This is a genomic window from Collinsella sp. LCP19S3_B6 (assembly GCF_052121815.1).
In the GTDB taxonomy this organism is placed as follows: domain Bacteria; phylum Actinomycetota; class Coriobacteriia; order Coriobacteriales; family Coriobacteriaceae; genus Collinsella.
Genome location: NZ_JBQKDN010000011.1, coordinates 38454 through 53887, shown reverse-complemented (window position 1 = coordinate 53887; position 15434 = coordinate 38454). Strand labels below are relative to the sequence as shown.

The window sequence follows — 15434 nt, the reverse complement described above, 5'->3', positions numbered from 1 at the left end:
ATAAAGAACATTTCGCTTATGCCATAAGAATAGTGGCGTAAGAAAGCTGTGCCGGCGTTCTGTCGGGCTCGATACGAAAGGAAAGGCATTCCATGAAAAAACGCTCCCATGCCGTTCTTGCGGTAACAGCAGGGCTTATGACATCCCTCTGCTTTCTTGCGCCTCAGGCTTTTGCGGATGGCGGTTTTGCTTCTGTTTCCGAGCCTGCCGTTGAGGCGTCTTCGGTGAGCACGGTTGCCAAGCCCCAAGTCGATGCCGCGTCTGCGAACGAATCTGGCACGCCTGTCGCCTCTTCTGTCGAATCTGCTGCGACCACTCCCTCCTCGGCTCCTGTTGCCGCAAGTGCTTCTGCGGGCGCAAGGAACGGTGCTTCTGTCGCAGAGTTTAATGGGACCCAGTACGCGACCTTTGATGAAGCGCTTGCTGTCGCCGAGAAAACTGACGGCGCGACGACCATCAAGCTCCTTGCCGATGCCGTGACTTCGGGCCTTGATTTGCACAAGGACCTCACCATCGACGGCAATGGCCACGCGCTGAACTTCACCGACAAGGGCATCGCCCTTTGGGGTAAGGCTTTGACGTTCAAGAACGTCAACGTGACCATGACCGGCATCGACTCCACTCCGTATACCGCCGAGTGGAATTGGATGTCTGTGAGCGCGAGCAAGGATGCCTCGCTCACGCTCGATGGCGCTACGCTTACCATGGACGGTACTGGCACTCCTAGCGGCGAAAAACAGACTCACGCCATCTATTTCGGTGGCAACAACAAGCTCAACTTGAAGAATCGCTCTAATCTCACCATTAAGAACTACAGCCAAGACGCTCTTGAGTGGGATGGTGGTGACGGTGGCTACAACGTGAATATTGAAGGTGGTTCCACCTATATCTCCGACCACAACCGCTCCGGCTTTACGGGCACGTTCTATGCCACTATCGATTCGTCGACGGTTAAGGTTCTTGACAGCACGGGCAACGGCTCGAACGGTACGTATTTCGCCATCAAGAACGGCTCTGACGTCACGTTCGAGAACAGCGGCACCTGGGGTATTTCCGCCTGGCGCATCGATATGAGCAACGGTTCGAAGCTCCACGCGAACAACAACGGATATAGTGGCATCTGGACTCGCGTGCTTAACGTTGATTCTTCTTGCCTGGTTGACGTCGAGGGAAACGGTACAAAGGGATTCGCCGCGAAGACCAACGGCGGCATTTTCTTCCAGGGCAACGGCAAATACGATAGCGTGATTGAGAAGGGCGCGAACGTCACCGTTACGAACAACGCTGGTTCCGGTATCTACACTGCTCAAAAGGCCTGCAACCTGATCATCGGCTCCGCGACCATTACCAATAACGGCACTGGCGCCTGCAACAAGGACGGCATTGGCGCCGACATGGGTGGCGGCGTCTATAACGTGGGCACTATGAAGCTCGATCCGTCGGTTGTTATCTACAACAACCACGCCGCGAACGCCGGCGATGACATCTACAGCACCGGTGCTGGCGTCACTGAGTTTGGCAATGTTGGCGCTGACTGGATCCTTGATGACTGCGATCACACGATCGACGGCTGGTACGTTGACGGGAAGGACTCTCGCTGGTCCGCCCATGGCGAGGCCAAATATGTAGAGGCTGCTCAACCTGGTACTTACGAGGCAAAAGAAGCCCCTGTTGCATTCAAGGCTGCCCATGGCCTGGTGGGCGTTGATTACCAGTATGTCGGCGAAGCCCCCGAGAAGGCAAAGTTGCCCGATGCTGATGAGGGCCTTGAGGTTGGCTCTGCGTATGCCGCCAAGGAGCAGAAAGCTGTCGATGGTTGGACGTTCGATGGTTGGTATACCGACGAGGGCTGCACGGTCCTGTGGAACGACGGCGATTCGCTGACGGGTTCGATGACGCTCTACGGTAAGTGGACGAAGAAGCCCGTTCAGCCGAGTGATAAACCCAAGACGGAGAGTGCCAAGAAGACTAAGAGCACCAAGTCACTCCCTTCGACCGGTGATAAAAGCAGCGCAGTGATGACTGCCGCCCTCGCCGGTGTTGGCACTGCGGTGCTCGGCTTTGGTGAGGCGATTCGTCGCAGGGCCAATTCCAATAGGTAGTTGATGGTTGGCAGGTCACGCTGACGGTGGGCTACATCGCTAAGCGCATTTGTTCAATTTAGGGCGTGGGTGGCTAGAGCGAGCCACCCACGCCCTTTCGTTTGACCCCTCGGGGCGGAGAAAAACGAATCACCTGTGCCGGGCTCATGCAAAAAAGCTGTACACCAGCATCCAAAGATGTCGAAAAGTGTCGACTTTGGATGCTGGTGTACATGTTTAGGCCGTATGGGGTGGGGCCTTGGACGGACGGGATGCGCACGCTAGAGCAGGTTCTCCTGTACCCATGCGATGATGTTGCTCGATTCGTAGAGTGGTTTGCCGTCGATGAACAGACAGGGAACCTGGCGTTTTCCGCCAACGGCGATGAGCGTCTGCTCGGCATCGGGGTCGGTCGAGATGTTGCGCTCAGGGATGGTCACACCGTTATCGGCAAGGAAACGCTTGACCTTTATGCAATACGGGCAGCCGGTCATAACGTACAGCGTGAGCTCATGATTAGTAGCCATAGGTCTCCAATCGGTTGAGGTTTTGATTGAAATACCCAAAGCCGCCGCGGTCTATGCATGAGCTGACGACGACTCGATGGCCTGTACCAGAAACGCCGTGGCTCCGGTGCCGCAGGGCTTGTCGTAGTAGTCGATAAAGCGCTGGTCAGCAAGATAGCCGTGGGCGAGGCCCAGGTATGCTTCGTCTTGGGGCTTGTGCCCCCAGTTAAGGCCAATCCATCGACGGTGCATCGCGACAAGTTTGCGGGCCTCGCTTCCATCCGCATCGCCGTCGCCCATGGCAATCGAAAGCTGGCCCAGAATAGCGCGTTCAAGTTCCTTCATGTCGTTCCATGTCTCGGGGTCCATGTCCAGCAGTGCTTCGTTTGCTGCGTCGATCGCCTCGTCGCCATAGCGCGCCCGCGCCTCGGCGCCGTAGCGCTCCTCGTTTTCTTGCACGGAGCGCCAGCGCTCCAGTTGCGGCAGGACGGCGCCCATGAGCGAGACGGCTTCGTCGAGCGACATGCCGGTGTTTTGCGCCAGCCGCGGGGCACAATCCTCGATCATCGCCTCCATCGTGGTCTCGTAGGTGTACTCGCCGTGGTCGTAGCACCACTTGCAGTAATGATCGGTCGCGGTGCCCGCAGCATCGGTACCGCAGTCGTCGGGCGTGAGTATCATGCCGCAGCTCTGGCAATAGTGCTCGGGCATTTCGAGCAGGTGGGACAGCGGTTCTCCGGTTACGGCGGCAATGAGCTTCATCATGTCGATGCCCGGGGTGACTTCGCCGCGTTCCCAACGGCTGACGGCTTGGCGTGTGACGAAGAGCTTGGCGGCGAGCTGCTCTTGGGTAAGGTGATGGGCGCGGCGAATGGCAATGAGCTTTTCTGCAAAGGCCATAGCGACTCCTTTCTGCTGGTTGATGGCTTAAGCATACGCGGCGGCCGGCGCCCTTCCAAGCAACCTTTGGTTGCATGACGGGAGACCGCGGCGAAGAATTGCGCGCTGCACCCCACACCTCCATGCCGTACAATGACCGGCATGGAACCTATCGCACACATACATACCGACCTGCCGCAGAAGTTCGGCATTCCGCGCAACAGCTTTTTGGCGCCCCACCTGCAGGGACGCATCGTCTTTGAGCCGGAATTTGCCTCCAACGCAGCAGTTGAGGGTCTGGACTCCTTCTCTCACTTATGGCTGCTGTGGCGCTTCGAAAACGGAACGCCCGGCGGCACGGCTAAGGATATAGCTGCCGATGCCAAGACGCAGGACAGGTCCGGCACCAACGTCAAGTGGTCGAAGACTGTGCGCCCGCCGCGTCTGGGCGGAGCCGAACGCGTGGGCGTGTTTGCCACGCGGAGTCCGTTTCGCCCCAATCCCATCGGTCTTACCTGCGTCAAGCTCAGCCGCGTTGAGCGCACCGACGACGGCCCCATCATCCATGTACTGGGGGCCGATCTGCGTGACGGCACGCCCATCTACGACATTAAGCCCTACATCCCGTTTGCGGACTGCCACCCGGATGCGACCGGCGGCTGGATTGAGGGTGCTCCGTGGCAAGAGCTCGATGTTGAGTTCCCGCAAGCGCTTCAAGACATGGTCCCGCCCGCAAAGCTCCCCGGTCTGGTCGAGGTTCTTCGCCAAGATCCGCGCCGCGCGGGCAGCAAGCACGAGCCAAACCGCGTTTACCACTTGGCTTACGCCGGACTCGACATATCGTTTACGGTTGACGGGGCCAGGTTGACGGTAACCGCCATCAACGACGCGCGAGACTAACCAGCCATTCGTTAACCAGCCATTCGTCCGCACCCGTCAAATTAAGCGCCAAACCCCATGCCAAAATCGCCTACGCTGGTGGACAATAACGCCTACCGAATCATTCCGCTCTGCACGGGGGCTCAGCATGAAATACGACTTCACTTCAATCATCGACCGCCATGGCATGGACTCCATCGCCGTTGACTCTTGGGGTGAGATCCCCGGTATGGCTCCGAACGCACCCGACGAGGGCTTCGACCGCATTCCCATGTGGGTGGCGGACATGAACTTCGCCACGGTGCCTACAGTCCAGGAGCACATCATTCAGCGCGCCCAGCACCCCATGTTTGGTTACTTCAATCCGCGTTCCGAGTACTTCGACCGCATCATCGAATGGCAGAGCCGCCGTAATGGCGTCGAGGGCCTGGCGCCTGAGCATATCGGCTACGAAAACGGCGTGCTGGGCGGTGTCGTGTCGACACTGCGCGCGTATGTCCAGCCGGGCGATGCGGTGTTGGTCCACAGCCCCACCTACATCGGCTTCACCAAGTCCATCGAGGCCGCGGGCTATCGCATTGTCCACAGCCCGCTTCAGCTCGACGACCAGAGCGTGTGGCGCATGGACTTTGAGGACATGGAGCGCAAACTCGCCCAAAACCACATCCATGCCGCAGTGTTCTGCTCGCCGCACAATCCCTGCGGCCGCGTATGGGAGCGCGACGAGATCGAGCGCGCCATGGACATTTATCGCGAGCACGATTGCGTGGTGATCTCGGACGAGATTTGGTCCGATATCATTCTGCCAGGACACAAGCACATCCCGACGCAGTCGGTGAGCGAGGATGCCCGCATGCGCACGGTTGCCCTCTATGCGCCGAGCAAGACGTTTAACCTGGCGGGTCTGGTCGGCAGCTACCACATTGTCTACAACGAGACGCTGCGCGACCGCATGTGCGCTGTGTCTAACAAGACCCATTACAACGAGATGAATGTCCTTTCGATGCATGCGCTTATCGGTGCCTACCAACCGCAGGGCTACGAGTGGGTGGACGAACTCAACCAGGTGCTTGCCGACAATATCGAGTACTTCTGCGATTACGTGGACGAGCATTTTGAGGGCGTGTCCTATTCGTGTCCGCAGGGCACGTACATGGTGTTTCTGGACTGCACCGAATGGTGCCGCGAGCATGGCCGTGATATTCAGTGGTTGCTCGACGAGGGGGCACGCGTGGGCGTGGGGTATCAGGATGGACGTCCGTTCCATGGCCCCTGCCACATTCGCGTGAATCTGGCGCTGCCGCTTTCGCGCGTAAGGGAAGCGTGCGACCGCCTAGACCGTTACGTTTTTGGGGTATAGGGGTCGCACGATTCGGGTACTGCGGCTTGCGCCCGTGTCGTCAACGTGCGTGGGCGCATAGGGCGCAGAGGGTTGCGAGCGCGTTTTCCACGTTTGCTACTTTTCTTGAATTTGCTTGCCGCAAAGGTGTTCAACCGTAATTTCATACAGCTGGACGCCCCTGATACTTTGCTTGATCTCCTCTTCGACCTCTTCGGCAGAAGGATAGTACTTGAGGGCAAACTGTCGGACTTTGTCTTCGACAAACGCCGGGTCATCGTTCACGAGGCGGCAACGGCCGAAAACCACGGTGCTCTGAACATAGGGTGCCCAGTCGTCGTCTTTGTACCAATCGTTGCCATAGACGGTAAAGCAGACTTTGTCGCTGCGTTTGAGTGCATCGACCTTATGCCCCGCCTTGGCTCCATGAAAGTAAATTTTGTCGTGCTCGGGGTCAAAGTAGTAGTTAACGGGAATGGCGTAAGGATAGCCGTCGTCTCCGTTGACGGCAAAAATGCCGCGTTTGCAATTAACAAGCAGCTCTCGTGCCTCTTGATCGGTGATAGCACGCTTCTTTCTACGAAGAGGTCTAAACATCGTGGGTTTCCTTTCTTTCCGCGTGCTGCGTGCACGGCGGTGGGTGGTATGTCTATATCAAGATACTAGTTCAGGCTGCGAGGCCGACGGGAACATCCTATTTGTCGCAGATTGAAACGCACTTTTTGTTGTGGAAGGATTGTCCCTCACAACTCGTCGTCTAGGGGCATTCTCGATGGCTGGTTCCGTTTGCGGGGGAGGCGTGGGACAATACCGACCAAAAGCGATTGCTTGTCCTGAAAAAAGGGGGTCTCGATGAAAAAGCTGAGGACGCTGGCCGATGTGTTGCGTCAAGCCGGTTTCGTCCGCATCACGGGCCTTTTTCTCGTCTTTTATCTTCTGTGTTCAATGGCTGTTTGGCTCTCTGAGCCAACAACTCTTACGTTTGGCGATGGCCTTTGGTTTAGCTTTGAAACCGTATCGACGATCGGCTTTGGCGACATTCCGGCCGAAACGCCGGTCGCCCGTGTCATCACGGTCGTCCTGAGCGTTATCAGCATTTTTTACATTGCCATGCTCACGGGCGTGGCGGTGAGCTACTGCAATATGCTCATCAAGATGCATCAAAAGGACACTATGGCGCGCTTTATGGATGATCTTGAGCATTTGGAAGAGCTCGATCGTGACGAGCTCGCCGATCTGTCGCGCCGCGTGCGCGAATATCGCCGGCGCCAGCGCTAAAACGGGCGCCGCGCGTCACGATGAGGGGGACTGAATTTGAATATCACCGTGTATCTGGGTGCCAGTATCGGCAATGACCCGGCGTTTCTGCCTGTGGTGCAGGAGCTGGGCAACTGGATTGGCGCCAACGGGCACGCGCTCGTGTACGGCGGATCCAAATCGGGCCTGATGGGCGCGCTCGCCGATAGCGTGCTTAATGCCGGCGGGCACGTGACGGGTGTGGAGCCGAGCTTTTTTATCGAGGCCGAGTTTCAGCACGACGGAATCGACGACCTCATCGTGACGAGCGATATGGCGGAGCGTAAGGCAAAGATGATCGAGCTCGGCGATGCGTTCATTGCCTTTCCCGGTGGGACGGGCACGCTCGAGGAGATTGCCGAGGTTATGTCCGCGGTGTCGTTGGGGCACCTGAGTGCTCCGTGCATCCTGTATAACCTGGACGGTTACTACAACGACCTCAAGGCGCTGCTCGGACACATGATTGATAAGGGTTTATCAAGCCCACGGCGCCAGCAAGGCATTTACTTTGCCGAGGATCTGTACGAAATCGCATCAATTATCAACGGATAAGCCTTGAGCCTGTCCCGCTGTGGCCCCCGGTGGCTCCGTTTGCAGCGCAGACGGTTGGCTTGTCTGGGCCACGCTCGCTCTACAATAAAACGTATCTATGTCGACTTTGACCGCGGGAGGACCCGATGGATAAGCTCGCTAAACCTACAAACCGCGCGCTGTTTTTAGTTAGCGTTGCCGTGACCGGTGCGTTCGCAGGTGCCTCGGTCTGGCTGTTCTTTTTTGTGATGGAGCACGGCATCGACTATCTATGGACCGAGATTCCGCACGCACTGGGCGTCGCTTCGCCCGAGCTTGCCAGCGGCCCGTTTGGCTTTCTGCCGTACCCGTTTTTTGTCTGCCTGCTGGGTGGCTTGTTAATCGGTCTGTACGAAAAGATGACAGACACCAAGACCGATAACCTCAATCAGGTGATGGCTAAGGTCAAGCAAGATGGGCGCTACCCGTACGACAATCTGGGCAAGCTTTCGCTTGCGGCATTGCTGCCGCTGCTGTTTGGCGGAAGTATTGGACCGGAGGCCGGCCTGACCGGCGTTATCGCGGGCCTGTGCAGCTGGGTCGGCGACCGCATGCGTCGCTTTGGCGCCGAGTTTAGGGAGCTCACGCTGCTAGGTACCCAGGCTGCCCTGACGGCGCTCTTTACCGCGCCTGTCTTTGGCTTTGTGGCGCCGCTCGCCGGTAGCGCCGACGGCCAGGGCGAAGATGCCGACGATGAGTCCGCGTCCGACGAGATCACCATCAAACTGCCCAAGGCGCAAAAGACCGTGGTCTACGGCATTGCGATTGCCGGCGGTCTGGGCACTTACCTGTTGCTTGGCCAGCTCGTGGGCGGCGGCATGGGCATGCCCAGGTTCGAGTCCGCCGAGGTGGGCAACCTGGAGCTTGCCTGGCTCATTCCGCTGGCGTTGATCGGCACCGTATGCGGTTGGCTGTACTTTGTCTCCGAGCATGCAAGCGAGGCGCTGTCCCATGCAATAGGGGAGCGTCCTGTCGTCAAGGCCATGCTGGCCGGTCTGGCGCTCGCCATCTGTGGCACGCTCCTGCCCTACACCATGTTTGCCGGCGAGACCCAGGCCGATGTGCTCATGGAAACCTATCTGACCATTCCCGCCGGCGTGCTTATCGCGACCGGTCTTGTCAAGGCTATGCTGACCCCCGCCCTCATCAATATGGGCTGGCGTGGCGGTCACTTCTTCCCGGTTATCTTCTCGGGCGTAAGCCTGGGCTATGGTCTTGCCATTCTCACCGGCGCCGATCCGGTCTTTTGCGTCGCCGTCTGCACGGCATCGACGATGGGCGCCGTCATGCGCCAACCCGTTATGGTCGTGGGCCTGCTGCTCATGTGCTTCCCGCTCAAGGGCATCGTCTGCATGATCATCGCCGCAGCCATCGCGGCGGTCATTCCGCTGCCCAAGCCGCTGCGCAAGTAGCATATTGCGCTTTGCGTTTCTTCAGAACTCGTTTTGAAGAAGCCGCGCGAGGCCGTTTGTTTACGGCGTCGCACGGCTAATGTTTAGAGCTTCCTCAGCACAATGGCGATGGTGTTGAGGTATTCGAGCGCGCCGGCTTCAACGGCAGCGCGGTCGCCTGCTGCGTACTCGTTGTCGCAGGCGAGCCAGTCTTTCCATGCTTCGTCCGTGCAGAGCATAGGCTGCATCGAGACAATCTCGACGCCAGGGGTCGGCTCGATCATGGCGCGCCACCAGGCTATGTCGTGCATATAGTCGAGCTGCTCGGGTGTCCAGGATTTGAGCAGGCAAACGGGCAGGTTGTCGTGGCAGTCGCGAACCATGCCGGGGATGCTTAAGTAGAGCATCCCACCTTGCTTTACGTAGGGGAGTAGGCGCTCACCCAGATAGTGTGGGTCACGGCCGTAGTAGTTGTACGAGTCGATACTTACGACCGCATCAAAATAGTCGTGCTCAAACGGCAGCCCCTGCGAGGCGTCTGCCTTAACAGGGTGAATCGTGTCGCGCGAGATACCGAGCGAATCGAAGAACGCACGGTTTTCGACGGGGTCGCTCCACAGATCGACAGCGTAGGCGTCAAACCCGTATTCGCGGGCGAGTAGGGCGCTGGTGATACCGGTGCCCGATCCAAGGTCGCAGACGCGGACGCCGCAGGGGATATGCACATCGCGAAGCAGCTCTTCGCAGAGCTTGAGGGGATTGGGGCCCATAATCTTAGAGCGTACGAGTGTCGCGCCGAAGCTAGTTGCTTTTGGGAAGGATTGAGATTCCTGGGTTTGCATTGTTCTTTCCTATCAGGTGCAAAAATGGCAGATGACGGAGGCGGAACGGCGCAACAAACCACGGCCGTTGGACGGCCGTTTTCGTGGTTCTATGCGATTGACCGTTCCCTAAAGAACAATGACCAAAAAGACATCCCCTTGGATGACCGAGACTGAGCCGAGGCCCGTGACGTTTATATTGTAAAACGTCACGGGCGTGCCGGGATATGCCGTTTGTCACGGATTTGCGAGCGTCTAGATCTCGCTTGGCATCGGCGCTATTTCCAAATCGCGAGCGCGGCGGTGCCCAGGACGATGAAGGCGAGACCGATGGCGCTGCGCCGTGAGAGTTTTTCGTTGAATGCCAGGCGCGCAAATAGTACCGATACGACAATCGATAGTTTGTCGATCTGCACCACGACGCTCACCTGGCCTGTGGCGATGGCGTAGTAGCACAGCAGCCACGATGCGCCAGTCGCAATGCCCGATGCCGCGAGAAATACGAGTTCGTAGCGGTCTACGTGCACGGCTTGGTCCATCTTGCCTTTAGCTGCCACGATTGCCCATGCCATAACCAGTACCACACAGGTACGGATTGCCGTGGCCAGGTTGGACTCGACGCCTTCGATGCCAACCTTGGCAAGGATGGACGTGAGCGCCGCGAACACGGCGGCGCCGAGGGCGTAAGCGAGCCAGGTCCGGTCTTGCTGCCGCTCGGGTCCGGCAAACTGCTTCTTCTCGATCATTAAAAACGTACCGAGGGTGATGACAGCGGTTCCCACGAGCTTAACCGCAAGGTTGCTCGTCTCGCCAAAAAGCACGATGGCGATCAGTGCAGCGAGTACGGTGCTCATCTTGTCGACCGGTACGACCTTATTGACGTCTCCGATGCCCAACGCCTTAAAGTAACAGATCCACGAAGCACCGGTAGCGAGTCCCGAGAGGACGAGAAAGAGCCAAGATCTGGGTTCGATGCTGCCGATGGTTCCAATGGATCCAGAAATGCCCGCCATTGCCCAGGCGAAAACGAGCACCACGCAGGTGCGAATGGCCGTCGCGACATCGGAGTCGGTCTGCTTGATGCCGCATTTGGCCAGGACTGATGTGACGCCGGCAAAGAAAGCCGACACAAATGCTGCTGCGACCCACGACACGGGTGAAATGCCTCCCCAAAGAACGACCGCGCCAGATTTACGGCGCTCGTCCGATGATACCGTCCCGCCATGAAGCTTTGATATCGCTGTGGTGAGACAGGGGCCATAGTTCGAGAGGGCATTTGGTTAAGGCTCGAATCGAAGGTGAATGGTTTTCCGCGAAGTGAACGAGTAAATCTGGACCCCTGGAACATGCACACTTTTTTCGAACAAAACTGCAGGATTCTTAGACAAAAACCGCAGGAATTGAGTCCTTAAAAATGTCGATGCTACAGGGCACTGTTTTTACTCGTTCACTTCTCGGAAAAGTATTCACCTTCGATATGCTGACGGTGTCTTTTTGGTTGCCAAGAACTAGACGGCCTGCTGTGAAGGGCGGTGGTGACGCTATGCCGCCTCGTTTCATTGAAAAAATAAGCGGGGTACCACCTAAGCTTTTTTAGCCGTCGATTACAGATCGCGTACTCGATAAACCTTGGTGCTGACAGCGCAGCTGATTACACATAGTGCGAGCGCCAGTACTGCAGTTCCTGCACACAGACAGCCAAGGACGGCGGGATCGGGATTCGCCCCGGCAATCGACATGAGCCAGTTGCTGATGGGGTTGGAGGAGCTTAGCGTGGCCATGGCAAGGCATCCGAGCAGGGCAAACAGGCCAACGGATAGGCGCAGCGCCTCCATGTGTCCAAATCGAAAGAACAGCGGCTGCGCCAAGAATACCATCATGAGGGAGATAAGCATCGATGCTGCCGAGGCGATTGCGATTTCAAAGACCGTCTGTCCGGTCGAAGGAATGCCCGCGCTGTTGAAGAGCGGGATGGAGGCGATGCTCAAAAGCGTGGCGGCGCACGTCATGACGGCCGAGAAGACAACGATGCTCAGGTAGCGTGCGCAGATGATGTCTTTGCGCGTGAGGGGCAGCGTTGCCCGATAACGCTCCCATCCGTTTTGATTGTCAAAGCCTGCCAGCGAGCTCATGACCATGATGGGTGACATGGCGCTGAGCGCGCAGGCGCCGGCACTCATGCCGGAGTCGCCACCTGACGTGTTGGCGAGGGTCAGCACAACGAATATGAACAGGCCGACGCCCGCTATGCTTGGGACAAGCGTGCGAACGATGGCGAGCTCGGACATAAAGGCGCGTTTCATTTCGAAGCCCCTTTCAGCGTGAGGCGTAGATAATCGTCAATGGTTGCCCGATCGCAGGGAATCTCGGGGAAGGCCTCGAGCGTTTCGCGACGGTTGGGCACGAGCACGTCCACGCTGTAAGCGTGGTGGGAGGCACGGGCGCCTTCGACGCAAGCCATAAGCTCGGCGGCCTGCGCTTGGGTACAGTGGGCGATGCCGGCGCGGTCGGTAATGTCCTCGCGCGGCAGGTCAAACACAATCGAGCCGTTATCGATGCAAATGATGCGGTCGGCAGCGCGATCGAGGTCGGACGTAATGTGACTCGAGAGCAGCACGCTGCGCTGGCCGTCGGCGACAAAGGCAAGCAGCTCATCGAGCAGCTCCTCGCGTGCCATGGGATCAAGACCCGCGGTGGCTTCGTCCAAAACGAGCAGCTTGGCCTTGTGACTGAGCGCACAGGCAAGCTGCAGCTTCATGCCCATGCCGCGGGAGAGGTCCTTGACCTTCGCCTTGGGATCCAAGCCAAATCGGTCGATGAGGCTGGCGAAGGTGTCGTGGCTCCAGGTGGGGTACGCCGGACTTACGAGTGCCTCAACTTCGGTCACCTTGAGTGTGGAAGGGAAGGGGCATGTGTCCAGCACGAGGCCGACACGAGTGCGCAGACAACGCTGCGCTTCACCGGGCGCGTCGGCGCCGCAGTGCTGCCCAAACAGGTGCACCTCGCCGGCATCGAGTTTGATAAGCCCGAGAGCGGCGCGAATGGTCGTTGTCTTGCCGGCGCCGTTTGCGCCCACAAAGCCAACAATCTGGCCGGGCTCCACGGCGAGCGTGACATCGCGCAGCGAAAAACGGTCACTCACGCGGCGCGAGACGCCTTTGAGTTCAAGCAAGTTTTGCATGGTATAGCCTTTCTTGCAGATGGCTACTGCATGGTTTCGGGGGCTACCAGGTCGAGCATTTCGTGCAGTTTGTCGCGCGTGACGCCCAAGGCTTCGGCTTGGCTCGCCGCTTTCGCAAGCAGGTCTTCGATATGGCATAGCTGGTTTTCGCGCAAGAGCTCCTGGTTGCCCTCGGCGACAAAACAGCCCTTGCCCTGCACGGTGCAGATAAACCCGAGTTGCTCTAGGTCGGCGTAGGCGCGCTTGGTGGTGATGACGCTCACACCCAGGTCGCTCGCGAGTGCACGGATGCTGGGGAGTTTGGCTCCCGCAGCGAGCGTGCCCGATAAGATCTGAGCTTTGACTTGCGAGGTTATCTGCTCGTAGATGGGCTTGTCGCTCGAATTGGATAGGATGATGTCCACAGCGGCTCCTTAGCTGTTGGGCTACACGTGTATATAACCGGTAAGCACAGTATATATACACTATGCACAGTTATGCAAGAGGTAAATAGGGATTGTCCGCTCGTTCATTCATCTCAATCTGTAACATCTGGAACCGATTTGGACGGCTACCTGTTACAGATTGAGATTTTGCTGGTGGGCCCCACCTGGTTGTCTCAATCTGTAACAACTGGAGAAGTTTTTGGCTGCTAGATGTTACAGATCGAGATCTTTCTGGGACGCCCACCTGTTTGTCTAAATCTGTAACAGGTAGAGGTTCAAAAACCGTCTAGATGTTACAGATCGAGACAAAGTGCTGCGGAGTGCCGTCATCGACTGCTACACAGGCCCCAACTGATGAATTTGTCCTGATAGGCGCCCTAGAGTGAGATTTCGCGGCTACAATAGTGCGGTTACAACGACGTAATGCACTCAATGCAAGAAAGGATCCGCATGGCAAGCCTGTCGGATGAAATCTCGTCGCGCCGCACATTCGCGATCATCAGCCACCCGGATGCCGGTAAGACCACGCTTACCGAGAAGCTGCTGCTCTATACCGGCAGCATCCAGACCGCCGGCTCGGTCAAGGGCAAGAGCTCGGCCAAGCATGCCGTCTCGGACTGGATGGACATCGAGAAGGAGCGCGGCATTTCCGTCACCTCCTCGGTGCTGCAGTTCACTTACAACGGCGCCTGCGTCAACATCCTCGATACCCCCGGTCACCAGGACTTTTCGGAGGATACCTACCGTACCCTTATGGCCGCTGACGCCGCAGTCATGGTCATCGACGGCGCCAAGGGCGTCGAGGCCCAGACCAAGAAGCTCTTTAAGGTCTGTACGCTGCGCCACATTCCCATCTTCACCTTTGTGAACAAGCTCGACCACGAGGCCCGCGATCCGTTTGAGCTCATGGAAGAGATCGAGAATGTCCTGGGCATCAATACGTATCCCATGAACTGGCCGATCGGCAGCGGCCGCAATTTCCGCGGCGTGTTCGATCGTCAGACCCGTCGCGTCATTGCCTTTGAGGGCGACGGTCACGCCAACGCCACCAAGAAGGTCGCCGAGGTCGAGGCCGAGCTTGGCGATTCTTCTATGGATGAGCTCATCGGCGAGGAGAACCATAAGAACCTGATGGACGACATCGAGTTGCTCGATGGTGCCGGCGACGAGCTCGACTTGGATGCCGTGGCCTGCGGCAAGCTGAGCCCGGCGTTCTTTGGCTCGGCGCTTACCAACTTTGGCGTGGAACCCTTCCTTAAGGAGTTCCTGCGTCTGGCCCCGACGCCGCGTGCCTATACCGATACGCTTACCAGTGAACCGGTCGATCCCTGCCGCGACGACTTTAGCGGCTTTGTGTTTAAGATCCAGGCCAACATGGACAAGAACCACCGCGACCGCATCGCCTTTGTGCGCATTTGCTCGGGTAAGTTCGAGCGCGGCATGGATGCCTTCCACGTGCAGGGCAACCGCAAGCTTAAGCTTGCCACGGGCACGTCGATGATGGCCGACGACCGCGCCATCGTGGACGAGGCGTACGCGGGCGATATCGTGGGCCTGTTCGACCCGGGTATCTTTAGCGTCGGCGACACCGTGTGCTCCGGCAAGCGCCATGTGCAGTATCCGCAGATCCCGACGTTTGCCCCCGAGATGTTCGCTCGCATTACGCAGGTCGACACGCTCAAGCGCAAGCAGTTCGTCAAGGGCATGGAGGAGCTTGCCCAGGAGGGCGCCATCCAGATCTTCCGCGAGCTTGGTGCCGGCATGGAGAGCGTCATCGTGGGCGTGGTCGGCGTGCTACAGTTTGAGGTACTCGAGCGCCGCCTCAAGGCCGAGTACCGTGTTGAGGTTCGTCGTCAGCCGCTGCCCTATACGGACATTCGCTGGATCCAGAACGACCCCGACACCATCGATATCCCGGGCCTTTCGCTCACGCGCGACACGCTGCGCGTCGAGGACATGCGCGGTGGCAAGCTGTTGCTGTTTACGAGCCCGTGGAACGTGGATTGGGCAACCGACCACAACCCCGACCTTATCCTGTCGGAGTTTGGCAACGTAGTCTTTTAACG

General features: G+C 58.1%; 15 protein-coding genes. 7 read left to right on the top strand and 8 right to left on the bottom strand.

All coding sequences use genetic code 11. From position 1 onward, the window contains the following. Positions 1–92: 92 nt before the first annotated feature. Positions 93–2102: an InlB B-repeat-containing protein gene (locus ACTQWD_RS05610; protein ID WP_441559469.1), complete on the top strand. Its 2010-nt coding sequence runs from the start codon at positions 93–95 to the stop codon at positions 2100–2102. Between the two features lie 260 nt (positions 2103–2362). On the opposite strand, the gene ACTQWD_RS05605 is transcribed toward ACTQWD_RS05610, so the two are convergent. Continuing rightward, positions 2363–2608 (bottom strand): glutaredoxin family protein, encoded by a 246-nt coding sequence (locus tag ACTQWD_RS05605; RefSeq protein WP_441559468.1) that lies wholly within the window; start codon positions 2606–2608, stop codon positions 2363–2365. 51 nt (positions 2609–2659) lie between these two features. Next, positions 2660–3487: a TipAS antibiotic-recognition domain-containing protein gene (locus tag ACTQWD_RS05600; protein ID WP_441559467.1), complete on the bottom strand. Its 828-nt coding sequence runs from the start codon at positions 3485–3487 to the stop codon at positions 2660–2662. Positions 3488–3628: 141 nt separating this feature from the next. On the opposite strand from ACTQWD_RS05600, the gene tsaA reads away from it, so the two are divergent. Together tsaA and ACTQWD_RS05590 are read left to right on the top strand one after the other, a co-directional pair. Continuing rightward, positions 3629–4366 (top strand): tRNA (N6-threonylcarbamoyladenosine(37)-N6)-methyltransferase TrmO, encoded by a 738-nt coding sequence (gene tsaA, locus ACTQWD_RS05595; RefSeq protein WP_229770708.1) that lies wholly within the window; start codon positions 3629–3631, stop codon positions 4364–4366. A gap of 127 nt (positions 4367–4493) precedes the next feature. Then, on the top strand, positions 4494–5705 hold the full coding sequence (locus tag ACTQWD_RS05590) for a MalY/PatB family protein (RefSeq protein ID WP_441559466.1): 1212 nt from the start codon (positions 4494–4496) through the stop codon (positions 5703–5705). Positions 5706–5801: 96 nt separating this feature from the next. Here the strand turns inward: ACTQWD_RS05590 and ACTQWD_RS05585 are convergent, their stop codons facing one another. After that, on the bottom strand, positions 5802–6281 hold the full coding sequence (locus ACTQWD_RS05585; RefSeq protein ID WP_154516961.1) for a pyridoxamine 5'-phosphate oxidase family protein: 480 nt from the start codon (positions 6279–6281) through the stop codon (positions 5802–5804). Positions 6282–6536: 255 nt separating this feature from the next. Here ACTQWD_RS05585 and ACTQWD_RS05580 point away from each other — a divergent pair, with 255 nt between their 5' ends. From ACTQWD_RS05580 to ACTQWD_RS05570, 3 genes are all read left to right on the top strand, one after another. Next, positions 6537–6962, top strand: coding sequence for a potassium channel family protein (locus ACTQWD_RS05580; protein ID WP_154516963.1), 426 nt, complete (start codon positions 6537–6539; stop codon positions 6960–6962). Positions 6963–6998: 36 nt separating this feature from the next. Next, positions 6999–7532 carry a TIGR00730 family Rossman fold protein gene (locus ACTQWD_RS05575; RefSeq protein WP_441041806.1) on the top strand — a complete coding sequence of 178 codons (534 nt, stop codon included), beginning with the start codon at positions 6999–7001 and terminating at the stop codon, positions 7530–7532. A gap of 125 nt (positions 7533–7657) precedes the next feature. After that, positions 7658–8962 carry a chloride channel protein gene (locus ACTQWD_RS05570; RefSeq protein ID WP_441041808.1) on the top strand — a complete coding sequence of 435 codons (1305 nt, stop codon included), beginning with the start codon at positions 7658–7660 and terminating at the stop codon, positions 8960–8962. Positions 8963–9045: 83 nt separating this feature from the next. Here the strand turns inward: ACTQWD_RS05570 and ACTQWD_RS05565 are convergent, their stop codons facing one another. From ACTQWD_RS05565 to ACTQWD_RS05545, 5 genes are all read right to left on the bottom strand, one after another. After that, positions 9046–9711 carry an SAM-dependent methyltransferase gene (locus tag ACTQWD_RS05565; protein WP_441559465.1) on the bottom strand — a complete coding sequence of 222 codons (666 nt, stop codon included), beginning with the start codon at positions 9709–9711 and terminating at the stop codon, positions 9046–9048. 329 nt (positions 9712–10040) lie between these two features. Then, positions 10041–10916 (bottom strand): EamA family transporter, encoded by an 876-nt coding sequence (locus ACTQWD_RS05560; protein WP_441055084.1) that lies wholly within the window; start codon positions 10914–10916, stop codon positions 10041–10043. Between the two features lie 450 nt (positions 10917–11366). Further along, positions 11367–12065: an ABC-2 transporter permease gene (locus tag ACTQWD_RS05555; protein WP_427794271.1), complete on the bottom strand. Its 699-nt coding sequence runs from the start codon at positions 12063–12065 to the stop codon at positions 11367–11369. Beyond that, positions 12062–12943: an ABC transporter ATP-binding protein gene (locus ACTQWD_RS05550; protein WP_441055086.1), complete on the bottom strand. Its 882-nt coding sequence runs from the start codon at positions 12941–12943 to the stop codon at positions 12062–12064. The genes ACTQWD_RS05555 and ACTQWD_RS05550 overlap by 4 nt, the downstream gene beginning before the upstream one ends. 23 nt (positions 12944–12966) lie before the next feature. Then, positions 12967–13347 (bottom strand): GntR family transcriptional regulator, encoded by a 381-nt coding sequence (locus tag ACTQWD_RS05545; RefSeq protein ID WP_370450620.1) that lies wholly within the window; start codon positions 13345–13347, stop codon positions 12967–12969. A 471-nt stretch (positions 13348–13818) separates the two neighbouring features. Between ACTQWD_RS05545 and ACTQWD_RS05540 the strand changes: the two genes are divergently transcribed. Next, complete coding sequence (locus tag ACTQWD_RS05540) at positions 13819–15432, top strand: peptide chain release factor 3 (RefSeq protein ID WP_427719358.1); 1614 nt, start codon at positions 13819–13821, stop codon at positions 15430–15432. Positions 15433–15434 lie beyond the last annotated feature (2 nt).

What these genes read in the sequence shown, in the direction of transcription:
- ACTQWD_RS05610 (WP_441559469.1), top strand. Translation starts at nt 93, where the DNA reads ATGAAAAAACGCTCCCATGCCGTTCTTGCGGTAACAGCAGGGCTTATG.
- ACTQWD_RS05605 (WP_441559468.1), bottom strand. Translation starts at nt 2,608, where the DNA reads ATGGCTACTAATCATGAGCTCACGCTGTACGTTATGACCGGCTGCCCG.
- ACTQWD_RS05600 (WP_441559467.1), bottom strand. Translation starts at nt 3,487, where the DNA reads ATGGCCTTTGCAGAAAAGCTCATTGCCATTCGCCGCGCCCATCACCTT.
- tsaA (WP_229770708.1), top strand. Translation starts at nt 3,629, where the DNA reads ATGGAACCTATCGCACACATACATACCGACCTGCCGCAGAAGTTCGGC.
- ACTQWD_RS05590 (WP_441559466.1), top strand. Translation starts at nt 4,494, where the DNA reads ATGAAATACGACTTCACTTCAATCATCGACCGCCATGGCATGGACTCC.
- ACTQWD_RS05585 (WP_154516961.1), bottom strand. Translation starts at nt 6,281, where the DNA reads ATGTTTAGACCTCTTCGTAGAAAGAAGCGTGCTATCACCGATCAAGAG.
- ACTQWD_RS05580 (WP_154516963.1), top strand. Translation starts at nt 6,537, where the DNA reads ATGAAAAAGCTGAGGACGCTGGCCGATGTGTTGCGTCAAGCCGGTTTC.
- ACTQWD_RS05570 (WP_441041808.1), top strand. Translation starts at nt 7,658, where the DNA reads ATGGATAAGCTCGCTAAACCTACAAACCGCGCGCTGTTTTTAGTTAGC.
- ACTQWD_RS05565 (WP_441559465.1), bottom strand. Translation starts at nt 9,711, where the DNA reads ATGGGCCCCAATCCCCTCAAGCTCTGCGAAGAGCTGCTTCGCGATGTG.
- ACTQWD_RS05555 (WP_427794271.1), bottom strand. Translation starts at nt 12,065, where the DNA reads ATGAAACGCGCCTTTATGTCCGAGCTCGCCATCGTTCGCACGCTTGTC.
- ACTQWD_RS05550 (WP_441055086.1), bottom strand. Translation starts at nt 12,943, where the DNA reads ATGCAAAACTTGCTTGAACTCAAAGGCGTCTCGCGCCGCGTGAGTGAC.
- ACTQWD_RS05540 (WP_427719358.1), top strand. Translation starts at nt 13,819, where the DNA reads ATGGCAAGCCTGTCGGATGAAATCTCGTCGCGCCGCACATTCGCGATC.